A 25,327-nucleotide genomic window follows, 5' to 3' on the forward strand; every position below is an offset into this window, starting at 1 on the left:
TTCGACCCTACGGCGTCGTGCCAACACATACCCACATCGCGCGCTGTCGCGGTAATCCACCCCTCAACCAATACTCTTCGCCAACCCCTGGCTCAGCTTGAGCGCCCCATTCAACCGTGCCCTGGGATCACCCCAGGCGCGCTGGATCACCAGCTTGCTGTCGGGCCGCAGCTTGGCGATGGCGCCGAGCTTCTGGACGTAGCCGATCAGGCCCGGAAGATTGCGGCACTGGTCGTTCTGGAAGCTCACCAGCGCGCCACGTGGGCCGATGTCGATCTTGGCGATGCCCGCCTTGCGGCAATTGAGCTTCACGTCGATCAGCGTCAGCAGATTCTGGGTGGGGTCCGGTAGCGGGCCGAAGCGGTCGATCAGCTCGGCGGCGAAGGCCTCAATGGCGCCCTTGTCCTCCAGCTCGTTGATGCGGCGATAGAGGCCCATGCGCAGGTCGAGATCCGGCACATAATCCTCCGGGATCATGATCGGCGCCTCGACATTGATCTGCGGCGAGGACTTGTCCGGCGCCGGGGCGAGCGCGGCACCGCCGGCCTTGGCTTCCATGATCGCCTCTTCCAGCATCGACTGGTAAAGCTCGAAGCCGACTTCCTTGATGTGGCCGCTCTGCTCGTCACCGACGAGATTGCCGGCGCCGCGAATGTCGAGATCATGGCTCGCAAGCTGGAATCCTGCGCCCAGCGTATCGAGATCGGACAGGACTTTCAGTCGCTTTTCTGCCGTCTCCGTCGTCAGCCGGTCGGCCGGAGTCGTCATATAGGCATAGGCGCGCGTCTTCGAGCGGCCGACCCGGCCCCGCAACTGGTAGAGCTGGGCGAGGCCGAAACGGTCGGCGCGGTGGATGATGATGGTGTTGGCACTCGGGATATCGAGGCCGGATTCGACGATGGTCGTCGAGAGCAGCACATCATATTTGCGCTCGTAGAAGGCGGACATGCGCTCCTCGACCTCGCTGGCCGACATCTGGCCATGCGCGGAAATGGCGCGCACTTCGGGCACCTTCTCGCGGAGGAAATCCTCCATGTCCGGCATGTCCGAGATGCGCGGCACGACGAAATAGGTCTGCCCGCCGCGATAATGCTCGCGCAGCAGCGCCTCGCGAAGCACCACGTCATCCCACGGCATGACATAGGTGCGCACGGCGAGGCGATCCACCGGCGGCGTCTGGATGACGGACAGCTCGCGCAATCCGCTCATCGCCATTTGCAGCGTGCGTGGGATCGGCGTGGCGGTGAGGGTGAGGACGTGGACGTCCGCCTTGAGCTGCTTGAGGCGCTCCTTGTGGACCACGCCAAAGCGCTGCTCTTCATCCACGATCACCAGCCCGAGCCGCTTGAACTCCAGCCCCTTGGTCAGCAGGGCATGGGTGCCGATGACGATGTCGATGGTGCCGTCCGCCAGGCCGTCCTTGGTCGCCTTGGTCTCGGTGGTGCCGACAAGGCGGGAGAGGCGCCCGACCTTGAGCGGGAAGCCGCGGAACCGCTCCTCGAAATTGAGGTGATGCTGGCGCGCAAGCAGGGTGGTCGGGCAGATCAACGCGACCTGCGCGCCGGCCATCGCGGCGACGAACGCGGCGCGCAGCGCGACCTCAGTCTTGCCGAAGCCCACGTCGCCGCAGACCAGCCGGTCCATCGGCTTGCCGGCGGCCAGATCGTCAAGCACATCGCTGATTGCGCGATCCTGATCCTCGGTTTCCTCATAGGGGAAGCGGTCGACGAAGGCGGGATAGCCGGCGCTTTCCGCCTCATAGGCAGGGGCAGCGCGCAAAGCGCGCTGGGCAGCAGTGGCAAGCAGCTCTCCGGCGATCTCCCGGATGCGCTCCTTCATCCGCGCCTTGCGGCGTTGCCAGGCCTCGCCGCCCAGCTTGTCCAGCGCGACCGCATCCTCGCCCGAACCGTAGCGGGAGAGCACGTCGAGATTCTCGACTGGCACGTAGAGCTTGTCGCCGCCGGCATAAGCCAGCGCCACGCAGTCATGCGGCGATTTGCCGACCGGGATCGAGGTCAGGCCCTCATAGCGCCCGATGCCATGATCGACATGGACGACGAGATCGCCGGGGGTGAGCGTGGCGAGTTCCGCCAAGAAGGCATCCGCGCTCTTGCGCCGCTTCTGGCGCCGCACCAGACGATCGCCGAGCATGTCCTGCTCGGTCAGCACCTCCAGTTCGGCATTGGCAAAGCCGTGATCGAGCGGCAGCACGGCCAGCGCGACGCGGCCCGCGGGCGCGCCGAGCGCTTCCTGCCAGCTATCGACCAGTGTGACGCCGCGCACGCCGTGGTCTTCAAGCAAGCCCTTCAGTCGCTCGCGCGCGCCGATGGAGTAGCTGGCGATGATGCGCTTGCGGCCCTTGCGCCGGCTTTGTTCCAGATGCTTGGCCACCGCCTCATAGACATTGCCGCCCTGCGCCCGCTCCGGCGCGAAGTCGCGGGCGCTGTCCACGCCGAAATCGACCACATGGGCGCTCTCGGGCTCGTGGAAGCTGGAGATGAGGTGGATCGGCAGCGCCTCGACGCTTTGCGTCCATCGATCGGCAGTCAGATAGAGCTGATCCGGCTGCAGCGGGCGATAGCTGCCCGGCGAGGCCGCTGCGGCAGTTGTGCGGTTGGCGTGATAGTCACGGATCGCCTCGAAGCGGGCCTCGGCCGCGCCAGCAGTGCCGGCCTCGCGAATCCACAGCGTGCCCTCCGGCAGATGTTCGGTGAGCGGGACGAGCCGGTCCTCGAACAGTGGCAGCCAATGCTCCATGCCGGCCAGCCGCCGCCCGTCGCTCACCGCCTGATACAGCGGGTCACCCGTGGCGGTCGCGCCGAACATCTCGCGGTAGCGACTGCGGAAGCGCTTGATGCTCTCCTCATCGAGCAGCGCTTCGGAGGCGGGCAGGAGCATGAAGCCATCGACCGCACCGGTGGTGCGCTGCGTCGCGGGATCGAACCGGCGCAGCGTCTCGATCTCGTCGCCGAAGAAATCGAGCCGCAGCGGGCCGGGTTCGCCCGAGGGATAGAGGTCGACGATGCCGCCGCGCACGGCATATTCGCCGGCATCATGCACCGTATCGGTGCGGACATAGCCGTTAGACTGGAGCAGGCTGACCAACCGGTCGATGGCAATCCGCTCGTTCGGAGCCAGGCGCGCGACCATCTGGCGGATGCGGAAGGGTGTCAGTGTCTTCTGCGTGACCGCGTTGACGGTGGTGATGACCAGCTGCGGACCCTTGGGCTTGCCCTGCAGGGCGTGCAGGCCCGCCAGCCGCTCGGACGCGGCGCGCAGCGAAGGGGAAGCGCGGTCGTAAGGCAGGCAATCCCAGGCCGGGATGCTCACCACCTCCAGCTCTGGCGCGAAATAATGCACGGTCTGCGCTATCGCGTCCGCCATCTGGCCGTCGGCGGCGATGAAGCAGGCGCGCTCCTTCGCCGCGCGGGCGAGGTCCGCCAGCAGAACCGGTAGGAACCCTGCAGGCACGCCGGACAGGGTGAGCGGCGCCTTGGCCGAGAGGATGCGGGATATGTCGGTCATTAGTGTGTTCGACTCTGCCTTCCGTTCGTGTCGAGCCCTTCGACTGCCCGCAGGGCGGGCGCTCAGGATAAACTTCAGCCAGAGGCTGAAGTCGAGACACGGGTAGCGCTTTGGGATTGGCGTTGGCCCGCTGGTTCTCGACTACGCTCGAACCGAACGGAGGTTGGGAGGGTCAAGAAAGGGGAGGGATCACTTCGCAATCGGGACATAATCAAGCCTGCGCATCGCTTCCATCATCGCGCCTTCGTAATGCGCGGGGCAGGGAAGAGTGCCGATGGCCCAAGCCATGATGTCGACATCCTCTTCCTCGAGCAGCGCCTCGAACAGATCGGCTTGTTCCTGCGTGAAGCTCGCGGCGTGGGCATCGAAGAAGCCGCCGATCATGAGATCCGCTTCCTTCGTGCCGCGGTGCCAGGCGCGGAATTTGAGGCGGCGCAGGCGGGTCTCGTCGATCATGTCCGGTCCTTTTCGCGCGGCGCTCGGGTGCGCGTTTTGTCATGATTGGCCGGCGGGCACTTTTCCGGCCCTCCAGCTTCGACTAGGGCAGATAGCGATGCGGCCCGACATTCTCAATCCGCTGTTCACGGAAAGCACGGCGCTCAAGGGCGTGGGAAGCGCTTCGGCCAAGCCGCTGGAGCGCCTGGGCCTCACGCGCGTGGTCGATCTCGCCTTCCATCTGCCGGTGAGCTGGATCGAGCGGCAGCGCGTCCGGCGGCTCGCGGAAGCCGAGACGGGGCGGATGGTCGCGCTGGTGCTGACCGCGCAAGAGTATCGCGCGTCCGGCACCGCACGGGCGCCGTTCCGGATCCGCGCCGTGGATATGGCCGGCGATCCGGTGAGTATCGTCTATTTCGGCAAGAACAGCGGATGGTCCCGCAAGCTTTTCCCGCTCGGCGAGCCGCGTTTCGTCTCTGGTCGGCTCGATCAGTTCGGGGACGAGTTGCAGATCGTCCACCCCGATCATGTCGTGCCGGTCGAGGAAGCTGGACAGATTGCCGATTGCGAGCCCGTCTACGGTCTTTCGGACGGCATCACCAATGGCCGACTGCGCGATCTTGTCGCGCAATCGGTCGAGCGCGGCCCGGCTCTGGATGAGTGGATCGAACCGGGGCTGCGCGCCCACAAGGGCTGGCCGAGCTGGCAGGAAGCGCTCAAGGCCACGCACGAGACGCCCGGCGCAAAGGCCGCGCGCGAGCGGCTGGCCTATGACGAGGTGTTCGCCAGCCAGCTTGCGTTGATGCTGCTGCGCGCCTCGACCCGCCGCCGGCGCGGATTTCCGCTGGCGGGCGACGGACATTTGCGCGACGCCTTGCGCCTGCCATTTGCCCCAACCGGTGCCCAGCGCCGTGCGTCTGCCGAGATCGAGGGGGACATGGCGCAGGCGGTGCCGATGCTCCGGCTGCTGCAGGGCGATGTCGGCTCGGGCAAGACGCTGGTTGCCTTGATGGCTCTGCTCAATGCAGTGGAGGCCGGTGCGCAGGCGACCTTTCTGGCGCCGACGGAAATTCTCGCACGCCAGCATTATGCCAGCCTCCAGACAATGCTGGCCGGCCTGCCGGTGAACGTCGCGATCCTCACCGGGCGGGACAAGGGCAAGGCGCGCGAATCGACGCTGATGGGGCTGGCCGATGGCAGCATCCATATCCTCGTGGGCACCCATGCGATTTTCCAGGAGGCCGTGACCTATCGCAATCTCGGCCTCGCGGTTATCGATGAGCAGCATCGCTTCGGCGTGTCGCAGCGGTTGATGCTGACCGCCAAGGCCGAGCGCACGCCGCATCTGCTGGTGATGACGGCAACCCCGATCCCCCGCACGCTCTGCCTGGCGCAATATGGCGATATGGACGTCTCAAGGCTCGATGAGATGCCGCCCGGTCGCCAGAGCATCGACACGCGGGTGATCGGCGATGATCGGCTGGAAGATATCGTCTCCGCGCTCGGCCGCCATATCGCGGCGGGGCGTCAGGCCTATTGGGTGTGCCCGCTGGTCGAGCAGAGCGAGGATGGCGACGAGGCGGCGGCGGAAGCGCGCGCTGCGATGCTCAAGGCGCGGTTCGGCGCGGATGTCGTCGGCATGGTCCACGGGCAGATGCCCGGCCCGGAGAAGGACGCGGTCATGGAGGCCTTCTCGCGCGGGCAGCTCAAGCTGCTGGTGGCGACGACGGTAATCGAGGTCGGCGTGGACGTGCCGAATGCCACGCTGATGATCGTGGAAGCGGCGGAGCGCTTCGGCCTTGCGCAATTGCACCAGTTGCGCGGGCGCGTGGGGCGGGGCGATCAGCGCAGCTTCTGCATGTTGCTGCACGGGAGTAATTTGTCGGAAACGGCGCGCTCGCGTCTCGCCCTGATGCGGGAGACCAATGATGGCTTCCGCATCGCAGAGGAAGATCTGAAATTGCGCGGGGCTGGCGAAATCCTCGGTACGCGCCAATCGGGCGAGCAGCGCTTCCGGCTGGCCAGCCCGGAACAGATCCAGTCTCTGCTGGATGCAGCGCATGACGATGCCCGGCTGCTCATGGACCGCGATGGCGGGCTGGCCTCCCCGCGCGGGCAGGCCGCGCGGCTGTGCCTTTATCTGTTCGAGCGCGATGCGGCGATCAGTCTGCTCGCCAGCGGCTGAGCGTCAGCCGTCGGTCTGTGGCCGGGTGATGCGTGCCAGAATATCGAGATAGGCCCGCGCATCGATAGGCTGGAGGAATTGCGCGCCAAAGCATCCCCGCAGGCTCCAGCGGATTTGCGCATCCTGCGTGGTGATGAGCGGCAAGCGAAGGGCGACCGGTTCGCCGCGCTCGAAGCGTGCGAAACCGCAGCGGGCTTGAAATCCCCAGACCGAAAAGTCGATCAGCTCGACCTCGATGGGGTCCGTGCCGCGCGGCCGGGATACATGGGTCTGGAAGGAGATGGCGTCGCGTGAAACGACGCGGCGCCGGCTGTGACTCAGCTCGGATCGGACAGCCCGGCTCCACGCTTCGTCGCCCATCGTTCAGGCTCCGGCGCGGCTGGCGTGAGGGTCAGCGGCCGGGATGATCGGGGCCCTTCAGCCGCAGGAGCATGATGTCATACTCCTTGTCCGCGATCGCGGACTCGAATTCGACACCGAGGCGCGCACTATTCGCCCAGATCGCGCGCCCCCGCAACATACCGATCTGCGGCACATCGATGGTGAGGCTTTCGCCGATCGACACCAGTTGATCGCAGCGGATCATGCAGCCGCTCGGCGAAATGTTGATGAGCACGGCCGGCGATGGCGGGAGGGTGCCCCCCCAGATCTGCACGGGGCTTTCCACGGCGTCCCGTTCGTAGCGGCGCGGCTCGTCCATCGAGAAGGCAAACGTCATGGATCAGACTCCCAGTCGGAGTCTGATCCTGTCAGGGACCGGTAAACATCTGATAAACTCGGCGTAATCGAGGCGCGAACGCCCCGCTCCGGCAGCTTAGCGGCTGAGCAGAGCGTGCCGCTTCTTGCCGAGGCTGAGCTTTACCGGCGTCTCGCCAATCGCAATCAGATGCTTTTCGTCGCGCACAGGCTCGTCATCGACGCGGACAGCGCCTTCGGCGATCTTGCGGCGCGCCTCGCCATTGGAGGCAGCCAGCCCGGCCTGGGTGAGGGCGGTGACCAGGGCGATGCTGCCTTCGGCTACGTGAACGGTGGGCAAATCCGCCGCCGCTGCCGCGCCTTGCTCGAAGGTGAGGCGGGCGGTTTCCGCAGCGCTATCCGCCGCGGCTCGGCCACGGCAAAGCGCCGTTGCCTCATTGGCGAGGATCTTCTTGGCCTCATTGATCTCCGCGCCTTGCAGCGCTTCGAGCCGCCGGATTTCGTCCATCGGCACATCGGTGAACAGGCGCAGGAACCGCCCGACATCGCGATCATCCGTGTTCCGCCAGAACTGCCAATAGTCGAAATGCGGCAGCATCGCCTCGTTCAGCCAGACGGCGCCCGCCATCGTCTTGCCCATCTTGCCGCCGTCGGCTGTGGTGATGAGCGGCGTGGTGACGCCGTAGACTTCCGTGCCATCCACCCGGCGCGAAAGCTCGATGCCGTTGACGATATTGCCCCACTGGTCCGATCCGCCCATTTGCAGCCGGCAACCTGCCCGACGGGAAAGCTCGAGGAAGTCATAGGCCTGGAGGATCATGTAATTGAACTCCAGGAAGCTCAGCGACTGCTCGCGATCCAGCCGCAGCTTGACTGAATCGAAGCTGAGCATCCGGTTGACGGAGAAATGCTGGCCGTAATCCCGCAGGAACGGCAGATATTCGAGCGCATCGAGCCACTCGGCATTGTCGGCCATGATCGCGTCCGTGGGACCATCGCCGAAGGTCAGGAACTTCTCGAACACCGTCTTGATGGACGCGATGTTGCTGTTGATCGTCTCGACCGTCATCAGCTTGCGCGCTTCATCCTTGAAGCTGGGGTCGCCGACCTTGCCGGTGCCACCACCCATCAGCACGATGGGCTTGTGGCCGGTCTGCTGCATGCGACGCAGCAGCATGATTTGCACCATCGAGCCGACGTGCAGCGAGGGCGCCGTAGGATCAAAGCCGATATAGCCCGGAACGACCTGCCGGACGGCGAGCGCATCCAGCGCGCTTGCGTCGGTAATCTGGTGGATATAGCCCCGCTCTTCGAGCAGGTTGAGCAGGTCGGACTTGTAGCTTGTCATGATCGCCCTTTGGGAAGCGCGGGGTTATTGAAACGCGGGGGCGCTTAGCATGGGATGGGAAGGATGAGTAGTATTTTGGCCCGCGCCGCTCTGGTCTGCCATCCGGATACGCCCAGCGATGCGCTGGCGGCGCTGGGCATGCAGATTGAGCTGACCGACGATCATGGTTGGGAGATCGGCTTCGTGGCCATGGGCCGGATTGCCGATCTGCGTCTGCCCGAGGCCGCACCAGGCATTCATACCGATGAGCTATGGCGCACCACCTGCTTCGAGCTGTTCGTGGCGGAGGACGATGATGCCTATGCCGAGTATAATTTCTCGCCCTCCGGCGCCTTTGCGGCCTATCATTTCGACCATTATCGCACCGGCATGAGGCCCTTCGACATCCCCGCGCCGCATATCCTGCAGGCGGCAGATGCCGAGCGGCTGTCACTGTCCATCCGCTTGGCCGAGGACGCTCTGGTCTGGGATCGATCAGGGGCGATCGGCGCCAGCGCGGTCATCGAGGAGGCGAACGGGACTCTGAGCTATTGGGCGCTGGCGCATCCACCCGGACGGCCAGACTTTCACCACCGGGATTGCTTCGCGCTGCGGCTTCCGCCAGTGGACCGGGCATGAGCTTTCTCACCGGTCTCGATCGCCTGCTGGCCGACCCCGCGCTGCGTGCACCGCTTGCCGGCCAGCGCATCTGTCTGCTGGCGCATCCAGCTTCCGTCACCGCGGACCTCACCCATGCGCTCGACGCGCTCGCGGCCTGTGGCGACATCCGGCTGACTGCCGCCATGGGGCCGCAGCACGGCCTGCGGGGCGACAAGCAGGACAATATGATGGAATCGCCGGATTTCATCGATCCTGCCCACGGCATTCCGGTGTTCAGCCTGTATGGCGAGGTGCGCCGGCCGACGGCGCAGATGATGGACTCGGCCGACATATTCCTCGTCGACCTGCAGGATTTGGGGTGTCGCATCTACACCTTCGTGACGACTTTGCTCTATCTGCTCGAAGCAGCGGAAAGGGCTGGCAAGAGCGTGTGGGTGCTGGACCGGCCCAATCCCGCCGGGCGGCCCATCGAGGGCCTGACGCTGAGGTCAGGCTGGGAGAGCTTCGTCGGTGCCGGGCCGATGCCCATGCGCCACGGCCTCACCATGGGCGAGCTGGGGCACTGGTTCATTGCGCATTTCGGTCTGAACGTGGGTTATCGCGTAATCGCGATGCAGGGCTACGCGCCCGAGGCGGCGCCGGGCTTCGGCTGGCCCACTGAGCGCATCTGGGTCAATCCAAGTCCCAACGCGCCCAATCTCAACATGGCCCGCTGTTATGCCGGCACGGTCATGCTGGAAGGCGCGACGCTATCGGAAGGGCGGGGGACGACGCGCCCGCTGGAGCTATTCGGCGCGCCGGATATCGATGCGCGCAAGGTGATCGGCAAGATGCAGGCGCTGGCCCCGCATTGGCTGGACGGGTGCATCCTGCGCGACTGCTCGTTCGAGCCGACCTTTCACAAGCATGTCGGCACCTTGTGCGCCGGCGTCCATATCCACGCCGAAGGGCCGGCTTACGCGCATCAGACCTTCCGCCCATGGCGGGTGCAGGCACTGGCCTTCAAGGCGATCCGGGCACTGTACCCGGACTATCCGCTCTGGCGCGATTTCCCTTATGAATATGAGATCGGCAAGCTGCCCATCGACGTCATCAATGGATCGCCCTTGCTCCGCGAGTGGGTGGATGATGGCGCCGCGGCGGCGGCGGACTTGGATGATATTGCCGGGGCTGACGAACGTGCATGGGCGGAGGCCCGCGCGGCCCATCTGCTTTACTGAGCGGTGGGAGGATGAAGGGTGGCTCAGAACCGGCGGCGGGGCTGGCGCTGTTGCCGGTGCTGGCTGTGGTGGGTTCGACGGCTTGTTTCCAGTTCGGGGCGGCTTTCGCCAAGGGGCTGTATCCCTCGGTCGGGCCGATCGGCGCGTCAGTCCTGCGCATCCTGTTCGCGGCGCTCATTCTGCTGGTGTTGGTCCGGCCGTGGCGGGCGTGGCCTGCGCGGCCGGACTGGCTGGCGCTGCTTGGCCTTGGTACCTGCGTTGCGGGGGCTATTCTCTTTTTCTACCTCGCCATCGCGCACCTGCCGCTGGGCATCGCAATCGCCATCCAGTCTCTAGGGCCATTGACGCTCGCCGCCTGCATGGCGAAGCGTGCCCTCCACTTGTTATGGGTCGCGCTGGCGGGCCTCGGCATCTGGTGCCTGGTGGGTGCCGATGGCGCAAAAGGAGCGCTGGAACCGGTGGGACTGTTGTTCGCGCTCATCGCTGCTGCCTGCTGGGCAGGCTACATCCTGTGCGGCCGCAGGGTTGCAACATCATTCGGCGCTGGAGGTGCGGCCTTGTCGCTCTGCGTGGCCGCGCTTCTCGTCGTACCGGTGGGCATGATGCAGAACGGGGTGGGGCTCTTCGCGCCCGCCTTGCTTCCGCTCGCGCTGCTGGTGGCGATCCTGTCCGCAGCCATTCCCTTGTCGCTGGAGCTTTATGCGTTGCCCAGGTTGCCAGCCCGCAACTTTGCGGTGCTGACCAGTCTCGAACCGGCCTTCGCCGTTCTGGCTGGGCTGTTCATGCTGGGTGAACGTCTCAGCGCCATCCAACTCGCCGGCATTGCGATGGTTGTGACAGCCAGCATGGGGTCGGTGATGAGCAGGAGAAAGGCCATGCCGGCATAAGTCCGGCGTTCAATCGATCTTACTGGCTGCTCTGTCGCGCGCCAGCCCTGGCATTGAGCAAGTTCCACATGCCGCGATGCTGCACGAGCAACTGATCGGCGCCGAATTGCACGGCACGCGAGAAGCGCTCGACCTGGGGAAGGTCGTCCAGCAGAGCCACCGTGTCGGACTGGCTGGGGAGGGTGGTTTCGGCCGGCTCAATGCCGAGGCTGAGCGCACCGACGTCGAGGATCTTGCGGATGGCCTGCCATTCCAGCACCAGCGTGATCGCCGTGCCGAGCGCGCAACCGCGCCGTTCCGACTGGGCAAGCATCTCAATGGCATGGCTTTGCTGGGCGATGGCCGCAGTCGCCTCACTATGACGCGGCGTGCTCGGCACCGGCCCGGCCGCAGCGCAGAGGCGATGCATATAGTCGCGTTCTTCGGCAAAGGCGCTGGTCGAGCGGATCAGCCAATCGCGGGCGACCGGCTCTGCGGTGTGAACAGCGGCATGATCGACAACGCCCGGGATCTGGCCGTGGAGCAGAACGAGAAGGTGGATGAAGTCCGCAAAGTCGGCCGAGTGCCGCGCAAAGGATATCCGCTCGCCGGCCAGCACGGGCGCGCAGTAGGAATGTGTCGCGGACCCTTCGCTCTCCACAAGCGCAAGCACTCGGGCGGAAAGGCCGGTCTCAACGAAATCAAGCGGGCGCGGGTCCATATCAAGCCTTAGAATGCCGAACCGACGGGCCGGCAATTTTCCCCGCGGCGATGTAACGCGCAGGAAGTTAACAAGATGTTGAAAACGCTCCAACCAAGCAACGCGAGCCTGTTTTATTTCAGAGTATTAGCTCGGCTGCACAAGTCGCGCAGGCGCATGCTAGGGTTCTTGCGGCTGGCAGGTATTGCGCGCACGAAAAAGGCGGCGGAAGCGCGCAACGCCTCCGCCGCCTGATCTGATTTCGGACCTTACTGGTCGAGGAAGCTGCGCATCTTGCGGCTGCGGCTCGGGTGCTTGAGCTTGCGCAGTGCCTTGGCCTCGATCTGGCGAATACGCTCGCGCGTCACCGAGAATTGCTGGCCGACCTCTTCCAGCGTGTGATCGGTGTTCATGCCGATGCCGAAGCGCATGCGCAGCACGCGCTCCTCGCGCGGGGTGAGGCTTGCCAGCACGCGGGTGACCGTTTCCTTGAGGTTGGCCTGGATCGCGGCGTCGACCGGGATGATCGCGTTCTTGTCCTCGATGAAGTCGCCGAGGTGCGAATCTTCCTCGTCGCCGATCGGCGTTTCGAGCGAGATCGGCTCCTTGGCGATCTTCATCACCTTGCGCACCTTCTCGAGCGGCATGCTCAGGCGCTCGGCCATTTCCTCCGGCGTGGGCTCGCGGCCCTGCTCGTGGAGGAACTGGCGGCTGGTGCGGACCAGCTTGTTGATCGTCTCGATCATGTGCACCGGAATACGGATGGTGCGGGCCTGATCGGCGATCGAGCGGGTGATCGCCTGACGAATCCACCAGGTCGCATAGGTGCTGAACTTGTAGCCGCGGCGATATTCGAACTTATCCACGGCCTTCATCAGGCCGATATTGCCCTCCTGGATGAGATCCAAGAACTGCAGGCCGCGATTGGTGTACTTCTTGGCGATGGAAATCACGAGGCGCAGATTGGCCTCGACCATTTCCTTCTTCGCAATGCGCGCCTCGCGCTCGCCCTTCTGCACCATGTTCACGATGCGGCGGAACTCGGGCAGGGATGTGCCGGTCGATTGCGCGATTTCGGAGACTTCCGCCCGAATGCGCTCGACAGCATCAACCTCATTGGCCGCAAAGGCCGCCCATTTCTTGTCGAGCTTGCTGACCTTCTCCAGCCAGCCATCGTCCAACTCCTGGCCGACATACTGATCGAGGAAGTCCTTGCGCGGCACCTTGTGGCGCTCGGCGAGGCGCAGCATCTGGCCGCCCAGCGTCGTCAGGCGCCGGTTGAACGCGTAAAGCTGATCGACGAGATATTCGATCTTTTGCTGGTGGAACTGGACGCTTTCGACTTCCGCCGTCAGGTCTTCGCGCAGCTTGTGATAGGTCGCTTCGTCCTTGGCCGGGAATTCCATGCCGTTGCCGAGCGCGACCAGCCGGGCCTGCTGGATCTTGCCGAATTTGCCATACAGCTCGGTGATGTTGGCGAACTTTTCGAGCGCGGCGGGCTTGAGCAACTCTTCCATGGCGGCGAGCGAGAGGGTGTTATCCTCCTCGTCGTCCTCTTCCTGGCGCGCCGTGCGGCGTTCGACCATGGAATCATCGTCGTCGCCGTCGGCTTCCGGCTCGTCCTTTACCTCGTCCTCGTCCTTGAACGAGGGACCCGCGGTCTTCTCGGAAATCTCGCCATCGTCGTCTTCGCCGTCTTCCGACAGGCTTTCCGGCGCCGGGTCTTTGGAAAGCATCGCGTCGAGATCGAGGATCTCGCGCAACTGCATCTCGCCATTGTTGAGCGCGGTTGACCAGCCGATGATTGCGTTGAACGTCGTCGGGCTTTCGCACAGGCCGAGGATCATGGTGTCACGACCGGCCTCGATCCGCTTGGCGATGGCAATCTCGCCCTCGCGGCTGAGCAGTTCCACTGCGCCCATTTCGCGCAGGTACATGCGCACCGGATCGTCGGTGCGGTCGGTCGTCGTCTGCTTCTTCTCGGCGACATTGCCGGAGCCGTCTTCCTCGTCCGAACCATTGTCGATGGACTCGACTTCGGATTCGGGCTGCTCTTCGCCGTCATCGCCCTGTTCTTCGTTCTCGACGATGTTGATGCCCATGTCGCTAAGCGCCGAGGTGATGTCCTCGATCTGGTCGGAGGACATCTCGCCTTGCGGGAGGGCGCTGTTCAGCTCGTCATAGGTGATGTAGCCACGCTTCTTGGCACGGGCGATCAGCTTTTTGATGGACGCTTCGTTGAGATCGAGAAGGGGGGCATCGCCGCCTTCTTCGCCACTCTCCGGGTTTCCAGCGTTTCCATTGATCTTCGTCGCCATGCGTTGCCTTGCTCCGGGCCAAGCGCGGTGCCGCGCGGGCCAGTTATTCACTCTTCGAGGGGTTGGGCCAGCTCGGCGGCTCGTGCCGCCAGATCTTCCTTGAGCTTGCGCAGGGCTTGCTGGCGGGCGAAACTCGCCTCGTCCAGATTCTCCGCCATCGCTCTCGTCGCCGCCGCCAGCTCCGCTTCGATTCGCGGCATCGCCACCAGCACCCCGATGGCTTCCGCCAGATCGCGCTGTGCACGCCATCCGTCGGCTTCGGCCTGGGTGAAGGTGAAATGCAGCGCGTCGGCGCGGAGCAACCCCTTCGCCATATTATACAGCTCAGTGCTGCCCAATATGGTAAGGAGCGCCTCGGTTTCAACAGTTTCTTGGCGATCGGCCGCTTTGAGCAGCGCGTCCAGCAACTTTGCCAGCCCGGAGTCGGGCGGCGACAGGCTGTCCAGTGCCTCGCGGTGGACGAGGATCTCGCCCGGAAAGCGCAGGAGGCCGGCCAGAACGGCGCGGAGAAGCAGCATGTCTCCGCCGGTTTCGCGGATCGCCTTCGCGTCCTGCGTGGCCGGTGGGGGCGGGGCGATCCAGCGGCCACCCTTCATCGTGCCGCCCCCGCGACTGGCCGATCGCCCCTCGAAGCGGGCGTTGGACGCGGCGCGCGGCGCGAAGAACAGCGCGTCGTAACGCTCCTTGAACAGGCGAGAATAGAGCGCCCGGATGTCGCTATCGGCGATTGTGGCGGCGAGCGCATTGAGACGCTGCTTGAGGCCAGCGCGTTCTTCCGGTGTGGCCAGCGGCGCGGCATCATGCTCGCTGCGCCAGATGAGGTCCGCCAGCGGGATCGAGCTTGCGAGCACAGTCTCGAAGGCCTGAAGCCCCTCGGCCCGCAGCAGGTCATCGGGATCCTGCCCGGCCGGCAGCGTCGCAAAACAGAGGCTATGACCGGGGCGCAGCAGCGGCAAAGCGCGGTGGGCAGCGCGGATTGCCGCGCGCTGGCCGGCGCCATCGCCGTCGAAGCAGAGGATCGGCGTCTCCACCATGCTCCACAATTTCTCGATCTGGGCCTCCGTCAGCGCCGTGCCGAGCGGCGCCACGGCCTCGGCGATGCCGGCCTGGGCAATGGCGATCACGTCCATATAACCCTCGACGACGATGATCCGGCCCGCTTTGCGCGCGGCAGGCGCCGCCTTGTCGAGGTTGAAGAGCGTGCGACCCTTGTCGAACAGCGGCGTCTCGGGCGAGTTGAGATATTTGGGCTCACCCTGGCCCAGAATCCGTCCGCCAAAGGCGATCACGCGCCCGCGCTGGTCGCGGATGGGGATCATCAGCCGCCCGCGAAAGCGATCGTAACTGTCCCGCTCGCTGTCTTCCGGCCGGATGAGCATGCCGGCCTCGACCAGCATATCCTCGGGGAAGTCGCGTAGCGCGGTCTTGAGCTTGCCGCGACTATCCGGCGCGAAACCCAGCCCAAACGCGCGGCGGGTCGCGTCCGTCAGCGCGCGCTTATGCAGATAGGCACGCGCCTCGGCGCCATCGAGCCCGCCAAGCTGATCCTCAAACCAGTTCTGCGCCGCGGCGGTCACGTCATGCAGCGATTTCGCCTGCTCGGCCCGCTTGGCGGCGCGCGGATCGGGCGCGGGCACCTCCATACCGGCGGCGGCGGCAAGCTCCTTGACCGCATCCAGGAAGGGCAGGCCGCGCTGATCCGTCATCCAACGGATCGCATCGCCATGCGCCCCGCAGCCAAAGCAATGGTAGAAGCCCTTCTCGTCGTTGATCGTGAAGCTGGGCGTCTTCTCATTGTGGAAGGGGCAGCAGGCCTTGTATTCGCGCCCGGCCTTCTGGACCTTGATCGTCTTGCCGATGAGCGTGGAGAGGGTGGTGCGGGCGCGAAGCTCGTCCAGCCATTGCGGCGTGAGGCTCATGGTATTTGCCCCTGAGCGCCGAGCTGCTCCCCTCCACGTGCCCCTAAAACTCCGTTCGTGTCGAGCGAAGTCGAGACACGCTCTGAGGGCGGGCGGGAGAAGTGCGATAATCTGGCCCAGTCGCTGGCGGCCAAAGCCTCCTTTTTGGCGCGCGACCATTTTTTCACGATCAGTTCCGCTTGTAGGGCTTCTTCACGCGATCCGAAATCTTCCGACCAGATCAATGTCACCGGGCGACGTGGGGACGTGAACGCGCAAAAGCCACCTGTCTGATGCTCGCCAATGCGACGCTCAAGGTCGTCGGTATGCCCCGTATAGTATCGGCCGTCGCGGCAGCGCAGAATGTACGTCCAGAAGGCCATCCAAAACCTCTATCCGTGGTGCCCAACTCTTCCCGTTCGTGTCGAGCGAAGTCGAGACACCTCAGCGCCGTGCCAGCCGTGTCTCGACTTCGCTCGACACGAACGGGGAGGGGAGTAATGTCAGAGAGAGCAGGTTGAAACTCCCGTCCCCCCAATCACCCCAGCGCCGCCTTCACCAAGCCGCTGGCCTTGCTCATGTCCAGCACCGTCCCATGGCGGTCCTTGAGCACGGCCATCACCTTGCCCATGTCCTTCACCGACGACGCGCCGACTTCGGCCTTGATGGCCTCGATCGCGGCGCGGGTTTCGTCCTCGCTCATCTGCTTGGGCAGGAAGCCTTCGATCACCTCCAGCTCGGCCTGCTCCTGCGCGACGAGTTCTGCACGGCCGCCTTGCTCGAACATGGTGATCGATTCGCGGCGCTGCTTGACCATCTTCTGTAGCACATCGACCACGATCACGTCGTCATCGGGCGTGCTTGTGGCGGTGCGCAGTTCGATGTCGCGGTCCTTCAGCTTGGCCAGGATCAGGCGCACAGCGGCCAGCCGCGCCTTGTCGCCGGCCTTCATCGCCTCAATCTGGGCAGCCTTGATGCCGTCGCGAATCATCACGTAATCTCCGAGTCACCGTGCGGGAAAGGATCAGATATAGCGGCGATGCGGAATTTTTAATAGATTGACCGTGCATGTGCGAACCCATAGTGAGCCGGCCGTTTAGCCGGGCGCTTGGGGCGCCTGCCAGAAAGCAAAAAGCGAAGGATCAGACAGCCATGGCGAACGCCAAATACCCGACCGTGCCCAAAGGAGCGACGGGGGTATTGGTTCTAGCCGATGGCACCGTCGTCTTCGCGCGCGGATTCGGTGCCGAGGGAGACGCGGTTGGCGAGCTGTGCTTCCACACCGCGATGACCGGCTATCAGGAAATCATGACGGACCCGAGCTTTGCCGGGCAGATCATCACCTTCACTTTCCCGCATATCGGCAATGTCGGCACCAACGCCGATGACGTCGAATGCCAGCAGCCCTGGGCGCTTGGGTGCATCGTGCGTGAAGATGTGACTGCGCCGTCCAACTTCCGCAACGTCCAGCCCTTCGATGCCTGGCTGAAGGCCAACGGCCGGATCGGTCTCGCCGGTGTCGATACGCGGGCACTGACCCGCCTGATCCGCGAGAAGGGCGCGCCCAATGCGGTGATCGCCCATAATCCGCAGGGCCAGTTCGATCTCGCGGCGCTGCATGAGAAGGCGAAGGCCTGGCCCGGGCTGGAAGGCATGGACCTCGCTATCGAGGTGACCGGCGCGCAACGCGAATGGACCGGCGGCGCCTGGCGCCTCGGCTTTGGCTATGAGGCGATGGAAGCGGGCGAGCGGCCCCATGTCGTCGCCATGGATTTTGGCGCGAAAGACAATATCTTCCGCAACCTCGTTAAGGCCGGCGCGAAGGTCACGGTGCTGCCGGCCACGGCCTCCTACGATCAGATCAAGGCGCTCAAGCCCGCTGGCGTGTTCCTCTCAAACGGCCCGGGCGATCCTGCGGCGACAGCGGACTATGCCGTGCCGGTGATCCGCAAGCTGCTCGACGAGAATGTCCCGATCTTCGGCATCTGCCTTGGTCATCAGCTGCTGGCGCTGGCCGCCGGTGCGAAGACCACCAAGATGCATCAGGGCCATCGCGGCGCCAATCACCCGGTCAAGCGGTTGGAAGACGGCGTGGTGGAAATCACCTCGATGAACCACGGCTTTGCGGTCGATACGGCCACGCTGCCGGCCAATGTCGTCGAGACCCATGTGAGCCTGTTCGATGGCTCCAACTGCGGCATCGCCTTTACGGACAAGCCGGCTTTCGCCGTGCAGTATCACCCCGAAGCCTCGCCGGGGCCGCAGGACAGCTTCTACCTGTTCCAGCGGTTCGTGGAGGGGCTGGCGTGATTGCGCTCGCGCTCCTTGCGGCGGGCGCGGCAGGCGATCAGGGCCAGTTGCAGCGTCAGCTCGATCATATGGTCGCGACCTGCCGCGCCGATCAGGTCGTCCGGCTGGTGGCTCATGGCACCGATCGGGTGAGCTTTGACATGCTGCGACGCGAGGCCCCGCCATCGGTCAGCGAGACCAATGCCCTTCAATGCGCGCTCGACAAGGTGCGATCGCGCAAGGATCTTCAAATCGGTTCCACCGGGAACGAGGCTCGGAATAAATAATGCCAAAAAGAACAGACATCTCCTCGATCCTCATCGTCGGCGCTGGCCCGATCATCATCGGCCAGGCGTGCGAGTTCGATTATTCGGGCACGCAGGCCTGCAAGGCGCTGAAGGAAGAGGGCTACCGGATCATTCTGGTCAACTCCAATCCCGCGACGATCATGACCGATCCGGAAATGGCCGATGCAACCTATATCGAGCCGATCACGCCGGAAATCGTGGCCAAGATCATCGAGAAGGAGCGCCCCGACGCGATCCTGCCGACGATGGGCGGGCAAACCGCGCTGAACACGGCGCTGGCCCTGTTCAACGATGGCACGCTGGAGAAATATGGCGTGCAGATGATCGGCGCCGATGCCGAGGCGATCGACAAGGCGGAAGACCGGCTCAAGTTCCGCGATGCGATGGACAAGATCGGACTAGAAAGCGCCCGGTCGCGCATCGCGCACACCATGGACGAAGCCATGGCCGCGTTGGAGTTCACTGGCCTGCCGGCGATCATCCGCCCCAGCTTCACCATGGGCGGCACCGGCGGCGGCGTCGCTTATAACAAGGAAGAGTTCGTCCGCATCGTGACCACCGGTCTCGATGCGTCGCCGACCACCGAAGTGCTGATCGAGGAATCGCTGCTCGGCTGGAAGGAATATGAGATGGAAGTCGTCCGCGACCGCGCGGACAACTGCATCATCATCTGCTCCATCGAGAATGTCGATCCGATGGGCGTCCATACGGGCGACTCCATCACCGTCGCGCCGGCCTTGACGCTGACCGACAAGGAATATCAGATCATGCGCAACGCCAGCATTGCGGTGCTGCGCGAAATCGGCGTGGAAACAGGCGGTTCCAACGTACAGTTCGCAGTCAATCCCAAGGACGGGCGGCTGATCGTCATCGAGATGAACCCGCGCGTGTCGCGCTCATCGGCGCTGGCATCCAAGGCCACTGGCTTCCCGATCGCCAAGGTCGCGGCCAAGCTGGCGGTCGGCTACACGCTGGACGAGATCACCAATGATATCACCGGTGTTACGCCGGCAAGCTTCGAGCCGACCATCGATTATGTCGTGACGAAGATCCCGCGCTTTGCGTTCGAAAAGTTCAAGGGCGCCGAGCCGCTGCTTGGGACCGCCATGAAGTCCGTCGGCGAAGTGATGGCAATTGGCCGCAATATTCACGAATCCATGCAGAAGGCCCTGCGCGGACTCGAGACAGGCCTCGCCGGTTTCAATCAGGTCGATCATCTGGTCGGGGCGCCCAAGGAGCAGATCGTTGCGGCGCTGGGTCAGCCGACTCCGGACCGGCTGCTGATTGCGGCGCAGGCGCTGCGTGAAGGGCTGAGCGTGGATGAAATTAATGCCGTCGCCAAGTTCGACCCCTGGTTCCTGCAACGCCTTGCCGAGATCGTCGAGGCCGAGAAGGGCGTGCTCGCGAATGGCCTGCCGCGCGATGCGGAGGCCATGCGCAAGCTCAAGTCCATGGGCTTTTCGGACAAGCGCCTTGCCTGGCTGGCGCTGCAGTCGGCCAACATCCCCGGTGGCATGGACAACGCGATCAAGCGCGGCTCGGGTCTCGTCCGCGATGCCGTGGTGGCGATGACCGGCGGCGTCACCGAGAAGGAAGTGCGCGCCCTGCGCCACAAGCTCGGCGTGCGTCCGGTGTTCAAGCGGATCGACACCTGCGCGGCTGAGTTCGAGGCCAAGACGCCTTATATGTACTCGACCTATGAGGCGCCGACCTTCGGTGAGCCGGAGGACGAGAGCCAGCCGAGTGACCGGCGCAAGGTCGTGATCCTGGGCGGCGGACCCAACCGCATCGGGCAGGGCATCGAGTTCGACTATTGCTGCTGCCACGCCTGCTTCGCGCTGGAAGATGCGGGCTATGAGACGATCATGATCAACTGCAACCCGGAGACGGTGAGCACCGATTATGACACGTCCGACCGCCTGTATTTCGAGCCGCTCACGGCGGAAGACGTGCTGGAAATCCTGCATGTCGAGAAGTCGAAGGGCGAGCTTGTCGGCGTGATCGTGCAGTTTGGCGGGCAGACGCCGCTCAAGCTGGCGCAGGCGCTGGAGGAGGCCGGCATTCCCATCCTCGGTACTTCGCCGGATGCCATCGACCTTGCCGAAGATCGCGAGCGGTTCGCGGCACTGATCGAGAAACTGGGCCTGCTGCAGCCGGCTAACGGCATCGCCCGCAGCCGGGAAGAGGCCATCGCGGTCGCCAATCGCATCGGCTATCCGGTGCTGATGCGCCCCAGTTATGTGCTGGGTGGCCGGGCGATGGAGATCGTCGACGGGCAGGCGCAGCTCGAGGAATATATCGCCACGGCGGTGCAGGTCTCGGGCGACTCGCCGGTGCTGATCGACCAGTATCTGCGCGATGCCGTCGAGGTGGACGTGGATGCGCTGTGCGATGGCGAGGATGTCGTCGTCGCCGGCGTGCTCCAGCATATCGAGGAAGCTGGCGTGCATTCCGGCGACAGCGCTTGCTCGCTGCCGCCCTATAGCCTGCCCGAGTATCTCATCGCCGAGATCGAGCGGCAGGCCGATGTGCTGGCCCGCGCGCTCTCCGTGCGGGGCCTCATGAACATCCAGTTCGCGGTCAAGGACGGGCTGGTCTACCTCATCGAGGTCAATCCGCGCGCCTCGCGCACGGTGCCGTTCGTGGCCAAGGCCATCGGCACGCCCATCGCCAAGATCGCTGCGCGGGTGATGGCGGGCGAGAAGCTCGCGAGCCTGCCGAAGATCGACCGCAATGCGATCCGCCACATCGCGGTCAAGGAAGCCGTGTTCCCGTTCAATCGCTTCCCCGGCGTCGATCCGGTCCTTTCCCCGGAGATGAAGTCGACCGGCGAGGTCATGGGCATCGACAGCGATTTCGCGACCGCTTTCGCCAAGGCGCAGATCGGCGCGGGCACGGTGCTGCCCAAGCAGGGCACGGTCTTTATCTCCGTCAAGGATAGCGACAAGAGCGTGATCCTGCCCGGGGCCCGCAAGATTGCCGATCTTGGCTTCAAGATCGTCGCAACCGGTGGAACGGCCGATTTCCTCGCGGAGAACGGCCTGCCGGTGGAGAAGGTGAACAAGGTCGCGCAGGGCCGTCCGCATATTGTGGACCGCATTGCGGATGGCGAAGTGGACCTGATCTTCAACACCACGGAAGGCTGGCAGTCGCTCAAGGACAGCAAGGCGATCCGCACGAGCGCGTTGCGCGGCAAGGTGCCGAGCTTCACGACGGCGGCGGCAAGTCTGGCTGCGGTGGACGCAATTGAGGCTTTGCGTGCGCGTCCTCTTGAAGTGAAGTCGCTGCAATCCTATTATCAGGCGTCGCACGACTGATCTTCCAGAACACAAGAAATCAGTTGCGGGCCGACCGGATCCCCGGCGGACTAGGGAGTTCGCGCATTGTTGCGCTGGAAATAGGGAGTCGAGATGGCGACCGTTGAGAAGATGCCGATGCTGCAAGTCGGTTATGACAAGCTGACCGACCAGCTCCGCGCGCTCAAGGCCGAGCGTCCCAAGATCGTCGATGCGATCGAGGAGGCACGCGCCCATGGCGATCTTTCGGAAAACGCCGAATACCACGCCGCCAAGGAGCGTCAGGGCCAGGTCGAGGCGACCATCGCCGATCTGGAAGACAAGCTCTCGCGCGCGCAGGTTATCGATCCCACCACGCTGTCGGGCGACAAGATCATCTTCGGCGCCACGGTCACCTTGCTGGACGAGGATGACAAGCCGGTGCGCTACCAGATCGTCGGTCAGGCCGAGGCGGACGCGAAGCTGGGCATGATCAGCTACAACAGCCCCCTTGGCCGCGCTCTCATCGGTCGTCAGGTCGGCGAGGATGTCGAGGTGACGGTGCCGTCCGGCGACAAGTTCTATCTGGTCAACAAGATCGAATTCATCTGATCCGCAGCCGCGCCATGATTATGTCTTTTCTGGTTGCCGCACCGGCAGCGTTCACGCTGTCGGTGCGCGCCGCAGCCGGCTGAAATCGCGATGCAGCTTCCCAAAGGTCCGGCGACCAACATTTTGGCGGCGATCATCGTCATCGTCTTCCTGCCGTTGTATCTCACCGGGGAGATGGGGCGCGCGGCGCTGATTGCCGGGTTCATTTCAGAGCGCGTCACGTTGCTCTCGTCGTCCGAAGCGCTGACCTTCAACGTGCCATGGCTGCCGTTGTGGATCACGCCGCTCACCGCCACGCTGCTGCATGGCGGGTGGATGCATCTGGGCTTCAATGTGCTGATGCTGATCTTCTGCGGCCGCTTCGTTGAAAATCTGCTCGGTCCGGGCCGGCTCGTGGTGATCTATGTCGTCGGCGCCTATGCCGCAGCGCTCGGGCAATGGCTTTCGAGCTTCTTTTATGCGCAAGGCGAGGGCTGGGTGCCGATGATCGGCGCAAGCGGCGCGATTTCCGCCGTGCTGGGAACCTATGCGTTCATTTACAGCCAGCGCGGCGTGAAGGCGATCGGGCCTGTTCCCGCCTATATCGTCCGCATGGTCTGGCTCGGCGCAGCGTGGACCATCCTGCAATTGCTGATCGCGCTGGCGGGCGGGTTCGACAGTTTCTTCGGCGGGATCGCCGTTGGCGCCCATATCGGCGGCTTCATCGCCGGCCTGCTGCTCGCACGCCCCTTGCTGGCCCGGCGGTTTCGGGCGTCCTGACGGGCGCGTGCCAGCGCTGGTCTAGCACTGCCACCCGAGCCAATCCGTCAGTGAGCGTGATCCTCGGCATCATCCGTGCTCGGATCGAGCAGGCGATGCAGATGGACGATCACATAGCGCATTTCCGCATCGTCCACGGTCCGCTGCGCCGCGCCGCGCCAGGCCGCTTCGGCACTGGCATAGTTTGGGAAGATGCCGACGATGTCGATGGCATTCAGATCTTCAAATTCGAGTTTCTGCGGGTCTTTGACGCGACCGCCCATCACGAGGTGCATGAGGCTCAAGAAAGTGCTCCGGATTTATGCCTGGCAAGAGGCGCCTGGGCGTTGTCGATTTGCTAGCAGCCTCGGCCGGTTCTGCCAAGAATGGCGACACTGGCCTTGCGATCCTAGGCGTCCGATTTCTTGTCCGAACGCGGCTTCTTGATGCGTTTGCCGATCAGGCGGGCGGCTTCGACCGCCGCCGTTTGAAGCGCGGCCTTTTCCGTCTTTGCAAGATTGGCGAACATGGTCTGCGCCGCTTGGCGCGCGCCGGAGTTTCGCACGGCCTGCTGCGCCGCCCGTCTGGCCTTGCCCGCAGCTGATCCGATGGCGAGCTTGGGCAGGAAAATGGCGATGACGGCCCCGGCTGCGGCCGCGGCGGCCACTGCCGCGATGGGATGTTCCTGAAACATCCGGTTGGTTTCATTGGCCGCGCGATAGGCCTTCTCCCGCGTGTCGGCGACCACGTCTTCGCCCCGCTCGCGCACCGTGGCAAGCGTGCTCCCGACCTTGTCCTTGACCTGATCAAGCGTAGAAGCCGCTTGGCGGCCTTTCTTCGTCTTCGGGGCGGTCATCGTCTGATCAACTGTCCTCTTTCTGGCTCCACAGAGCGCGATTCAACCAGACGAGCCAAGCACCACGCATCACGTAGAGCAAGATGAATCGCACAGGGCGCCAGAAGAGAAGGCCGACCGCACCGGTCGCGACCAGCGTGGTCAGGACGGGGTGGCGGCGCAGCGTTCCCCGCGCGGCCTGTTTGGCTTGCAACACTTTCTGCTGAACCGCCTCGACGGCGTCGTCCTTCAGATGCGCCGGGCTTAACCGGTCGCGAACTCCGTCCACTGCAGAGCGAAAACGCTCTCTAGCGCTATCCGCACGCTGGCGGGCCTCGGCCAGTTCGAGGGGGGAGGGCGCGCTGCTCATGGGCGATCTGCCTTGCTGAGGGGGGAGAGGGCACGCTTGACCATCAGGCCGCAAAGTAGAGCGAGCAGCAGGAGGACTCCGGCTACGATCACAGCCGCGCCAAGCCAACCGACGGAAGGCGCGAGCGCGATCACGGCTGCCGCGACCAGCGTAACGAGCGCCAGACTGACGAACAGAAAGGCGAGGACGCCGAACAGCGCCGCGCGGCGGGCCGCCGCGGCAATCAGTGCCGCTTTGAGCTTCGCCCACGTCAATTCCGCCTCGGCGAGTTCCCGGCCCGATGCAATCAGCCGCGAAAAGCTCTCGCCAATGGTCTCCTTTTCAAGCGCGTCTTCAGGGTTCGGCGGGGTGCCCGCCGCAGTGTGCATGGTGTCGGGATCACTCATCGATCAATGCCGGCCGGTCCTTGCAGCCTTAGCTTTCACTCGATGAGCCCCGCATCATGCGCATGAGCACAAAGCCAACCACAGCCGCCGCACCGATCGCCACCGCAGGGCTTTTGCGCACGAAGTTGCGTGCTTCCTCGGTCAGCTGGTCGATATCCTTGGCGTCCAGCGAGTCCGCCGCGCCGGCGACGGTTTCCGCAGCCTTGCGGGCATAATCGCCATATTGCGGGCCGAGCTTGGAATCGACGGTCTCGGCGGTCTCGGCGATCAGCTTCGAGAGGCCATGGAGGGCATCGCCCGTCGTGTTCTTGGCCGTCGTGGCGGCACCGCGTGCGGTGGCCTTAGCCTGCTCGGCAAATTCGCCGGCCTGCTCGCGCCAGTCGGTGCTCGATCCGGTCTCCGCGCCCCGCGCCTCTGCTGCCGTGGACAGCGCAGCCGACTTCGCGCTCGTGGCATCCGATGCAGCCTTGCGCGCCGACGTCGCCTTCGACGTGCTCTTGCGGGTCGTTCCAGTGCTATTGGTCTCGGCCATGGCGGGTTCCTCTTGTGATACAGAACAGGCTTGCCTGTTATAGCAAGGCTCGCCCTCTTTAACAGACCTGCGGCGGCAAATGTTCCCGCCATTGCACAGAAACAGCAAGATAAGCCGAGCCGCCCGCCATTGCCATGAGGGAGTGCGCTCGCTAATCCGCGCCGATAATTTGCCAGACGGAAGGGGAAGGC

The 25,327-nt window shown here is 64.4% G+C and carries 25 protein-coding genes; 9 read left to right on the plus strand and 16 right to left on the minus strand.

The window, feature by feature from the left end:
• Positions 1 to 63 precede the first annotated feature (63 nt).
• Together mfd and M2333_RS03990 are read right to left on the minus strand one after the other, a co-directional pair.
• Positions 64 to 3,525: a transcription-repair coupling factor gene (gene mfd, locus M2333_RS03985; protein ID WP_264610932.1), complete on the minus strand. Its 3,462-nt coding sequence runs from the start codon at positions 3,523 to 3,525 to the stop codon at positions 64 to 66.
• A 189-nt stretch (positions 3,526 to 3,714) separates the two neighbouring features.
• Positions 3,715 to 3,981 carry a succinate dehydrogenase assembly factor 2 gene (locus tag M2333_RS03990; RefSeq protein WP_264585244.1) on the minus strand — a complete coding sequence of 89 codons (267 nt, stop codon included), beginning with the start codon at positions 3,979 to 3,981 and terminating at the stop codon, positions 3,715 to 3,717.
• A gap of 97 nt (positions 3,982 to 4,078) precedes the next feature.
• Between M2333_RS03990 and recG the strand changes: the two genes are divergently transcribed.
• Entirely contained in the window at positions 4,079 to 6,145 is a 2,067-nt protein-coding gene (recG, locus tag M2333_RS03995; protein WP_264610933.1) for an ATP-dependent DNA helicase RecG, read from the plus strand.
• 3 nt (positions 6,146 to 6,148) lie between these two features.
• Here recG and M2333_RS04000 read toward each other — a convergent pair whose 3' ends face one another.
• The 3 genes from M2333_RS04000 to tyrS form a co-directional block, all read right to left on the minus strand.
• Positions 6,149 to 6,505 carry a hypothetical protein gene (locus M2333_RS04000; RefSeq protein ID WP_181559933.1) on the minus strand — a complete coding sequence of 119 codons (357 nt, stop codon included), beginning with the start codon at positions 6,503 to 6,505 and terminating at the stop codon, positions 6,149 to 6,151.
• A gap of 31 nt (positions 6,506 to 6,536) precedes the next feature.
• On the minus strand, positions 6,537 to 6,863 hold the full coding sequence (locus M2333_RS04005; RefSeq protein WP_181559932.1) for a PilZ domain-containing protein: 327 nt from the start codon (positions 6,861 to 6,863) through the stop codon (positions 6,537 to 6,539).
• A gap of 96 nt (positions 6,864 to 6,959) precedes the next feature.
• Positions 6,960 to 8,189, minus strand: a complete 1,230-nt coding sequence (gene tyrS / locus M2333_RS04010; protein ID WP_264610934.1) for a tyrosine--tRNA ligase — start codon at positions 8,187 to 8,189, stop codon at positions 6,960 to 6,962.
• 63 nt (positions 8,190 to 8,252) lie between these two features.
• Between tyrS and M2333_RS04015 the strand changes: the two genes are divergently transcribed.
• From M2333_RS04015 to M2333_RS04025, 3 genes are read left to right on the plus strand one after another with little or no spacing between them, the layout of a single operon-like run.
• On the plus strand, positions 8,253 to 8,807 hold the full coding sequence (locus M2333_RS04015) for a DOMON-like domain-containing protein (RefSeq protein WP_264610935.1): 555 nt from the start codon (positions 8,253 to 8,255) through the stop codon (positions 8,805 to 8,807).
• Positions 8,804 to 10,009 carry a DUF1343 domain-containing protein gene (locus tag M2333_RS04020; RefSeq protein WP_264610936.1) on the plus strand — a complete coding sequence of 402 codons (1,206 nt, stop codon included), beginning with the start codon at positions 8,804 to 8,806 and terminating at the stop codon, positions 10,007 to 10,009. Before M2333_RS04015 ends, M2333_RS04020 begins: the two co-directional genes overlap by 4 nt.
• Before the next feature lie 11 nt (positions 10,010 to 10,020).
• Positions 10,021 to 10,896 carry an EamA family transporter gene (locus M2333_RS04025; RefSeq protein WP_264610937.1) on the plus strand — a complete coding sequence of 292 codons (876 nt, stop codon included), beginning with the start codon at positions 10,021 to 10,023 and terminating at the stop codon, positions 10,894 to 10,896.
• A gap of 19 nt (positions 10,897 to 10,915) precedes the next feature.
• Here M2333_RS04025 and M2333_RS04030 read toward each other — a convergent pair whose 3' ends face one another.
• On the minus strand, positions 10,916 to 11,596 hold the full coding sequence (locus M2333_RS04030; RefSeq protein ID WP_264605125.1) for a DUF6975 family protein: 681 nt from the start codon (positions 11,594 to 11,596) through the stop codon (positions 10,916 to 10,918).
• Between the two features lie 75 nt (positions 11,597 to 11,671).
• On the opposite strand from M2333_RS04030, the gene M2333_RS04035 reads away from it, so the two are divergent.
• Positions 11,672 to 11,830 carry a hypothetical protein gene (locus M2333_RS04035; RefSeq protein WP_264610938.1) on the plus strand — a complete coding sequence of 53 codons (159 nt, stop codon included), beginning with the start codon at positions 11,672 to 11,674 and terminating at the stop codon, positions 11,828 to 11,830.
• A gap of 14 nt (positions 11,831 to 11,844) precedes the next feature.
• Here M2333_RS04035 and rpoD read toward each other — a convergent pair whose 3' ends face one another.
• From rpoD to M2333_RS04055, 4 genes are all read right to left on the minus strand, one after another.
• Positions 11,845 to 13,893, minus strand: a complete 2,049-nt coding sequence (gene rpoD, locus M2333_RS04040) for an RNA polymerase sigma factor RpoD (RefSeq protein ID WP_264570622.1) — start codon at positions 13,891 to 13,893, stop codon at positions 11,845 to 11,847.
• A gap of 47 nt (positions 13,894 to 13,940) precedes the next feature.
• Positions 13,941 to 15,812 (minus strand): DNA primase, encoded by a 1,872-nt coding sequence (gene dnaG / locus M2333_RS04045; protein WP_264610939.1) that lies wholly within the window; start codon positions 15,810 to 15,812, stop codon positions 13,941 to 13,943.
• Positions 15,809 to 16,174, minus strand: coding sequence for a GIY-YIG nuclease family protein (locus tag M2333_RS04050; protein ID WP_264573047.1), 366 nt, complete (start codon positions 16,172 to 16,174; stop codon positions 15,809 to 15,811). Before M2333_RS04050 ends, dnaG begins: the two co-directional genes overlap by 4 nt.
• 155 nt (positions 16,175 to 16,329) lie before the next feature.
• On the minus strand, positions 16,330 to 16,782 hold the full coding sequence (locus M2333_RS04055) for a GatB/YqeY domain-containing protein (protein ID WP_264612561.1): 453 nt from the start codon (positions 16,780 to 16,782) through the stop codon (positions 16,330 to 16,332).
• A gap of 161 nt (positions 16,783 to 16,943) precedes the next feature.
• Between M2333_RS04055 and carA the strand changes: the two genes are divergently transcribed.
• A complete protein-coding gene (gene carA, locus M2333_RS04060; protein ID WP_264570619.1) occupies positions 16,944 to 18,101 on the plus strand; it encodes a glutamine-hydrolyzing carbamoyl-phosphate synthase small subunit in 1,158 nt (385 codons plus the stop codon).
• Here the strand turns inward: carA and M2333_RS04065 are convergent.
• Positions 18,065 to 18,217: a hypothetical protein gene (locus M2333_RS04065; RefSeq protein ID WP_264610940.1), complete on the minus strand. Its 153-nt coding sequence runs from the start codon at positions 18,215 to 18,217 to the stop codon at positions 18,065 to 18,067. The two genes, carA and M2333_RS04065, sit on opposite strands and share 37 nt — an antisense overlap.
• A gap of 149 nt (positions 18,218 to 18,366) precedes the next feature.
• Between M2333_RS04065 and carB the strand changes: the two genes are divergently transcribed.
• From carB to M2333_RS04080, 3 genes are all read left to right on the plus strand, one after another.
• Positions 18,367 to 21,705 carry a carbamoyl-phosphate synthase large subunit gene (gene carB / locus M2333_RS04070; RefSeq protein ID WP_264610941.1) on the plus strand — a complete coding sequence of 1,113 codons (3,339 nt, stop codon included), beginning with the start codon at positions 18,367 to 18,369 and terminating at the stop codon, positions 21,703 to 21,705.
• Between the two features lie 93 nt (positions 21,706 to 21,798).
• A complete protein-coding gene (gene greA / locus M2333_RS04075; protein WP_181559920.1) occupies positions 21,799 to 22,275 on the plus strand; it encodes a transcription elongation factor GreA in 477 nt (158 codons plus the stop codon).
• Between the two features lie 90 nt (positions 22,276 to 22,365).
• Positions 22,366 to 23,034, plus strand: a complete 669-nt coding sequence (locus tag M2333_RS04080) for a rhomboid family intramembrane serine protease (RefSeq protein ID WP_264570616.1) — start codon at positions 22,366 to 22,368, stop codon at positions 23,032 to 23,034.
• Between the two features lie 47 nt (positions 23,035 to 23,081).
• Here the strand turns inward: M2333_RS04080 and M2333_RS04085 are convergent, their stop codons facing one another.
• The 5 genes from M2333_RS04085 to M2333_RS04105 all read right to left on the minus strand — a co-directional run bounded on the left by M2333_RS04085 (position 23,082) and on the right by M2333_RS04105 (position 25,136).
• A complete protein-coding gene (locus M2333_RS04085) occupies positions 23,082 to 23,318 on the minus strand; it encodes a DUF4170 domain-containing protein (RefSeq protein WP_264570615.1) in 237 nt (78 codons plus the stop codon).
• Positions 23,319 to 23,422: 104 nt separating this feature from the next.
• Positions 23,423 to 23,869 (minus strand): hypothetical protein, encoded by a 447-nt coding sequence (locus M2333_RS04090; RefSeq protein WP_264610942.1) that lies wholly within the window; start codon positions 23,867 to 23,869, stop codon positions 23,423 to 23,425.
• 7 nt (positions 23,870 to 23,876) lie between these two features.
• Positions 23,877 to 24,218 (minus strand): hypothetical protein, encoded by a 342-nt coding sequence (locus M2333_RS04095; protein WP_264610943.1) that lies wholly within the window; start codon positions 24,216 to 24,218, stop codon positions 23,877 to 23,879.
• Positions 24,215 to 24,604, minus strand: a complete 390-nt coding sequence (locus M2333_RS04100) for a phage holin family protein (protein WP_264610944.1) — start codon at positions 24,602 to 24,604, stop codon at positions 24,215 to 24,217. The genes M2333_RS04095 and M2333_RS04100 overlap by 4 nt, the downstream gene beginning before the upstream one ends.
• Before the next feature lie 28 nt (positions 24,605 to 24,632).
• The gene (locus tag M2333_RS04105) at positions 24,633 to 25,136 is read right to left on the minus strand and encodes a hypothetical protein (protein WP_264570611.1); all 504 of its coding nucleotides are present in this window, start codon (positions 25,134 to 25,136) and stop codon (positions 24,633 to 24,635) included.
• Between the last annotated feature and the right edge of the window lie 191 nt (positions 25,137 to 25,327).

Origin of the sequence: Sphingobium sp. B11D3B, assembly GCF_025961735.1 — a bacterium.
In the GTDB taxonomy this organism is placed as follows: domain Bacteria; phylum Pseudomonadota; class Alphaproteobacteria; order Sphingomonadales; family Sphingomonadaceae; genus Sphingobium.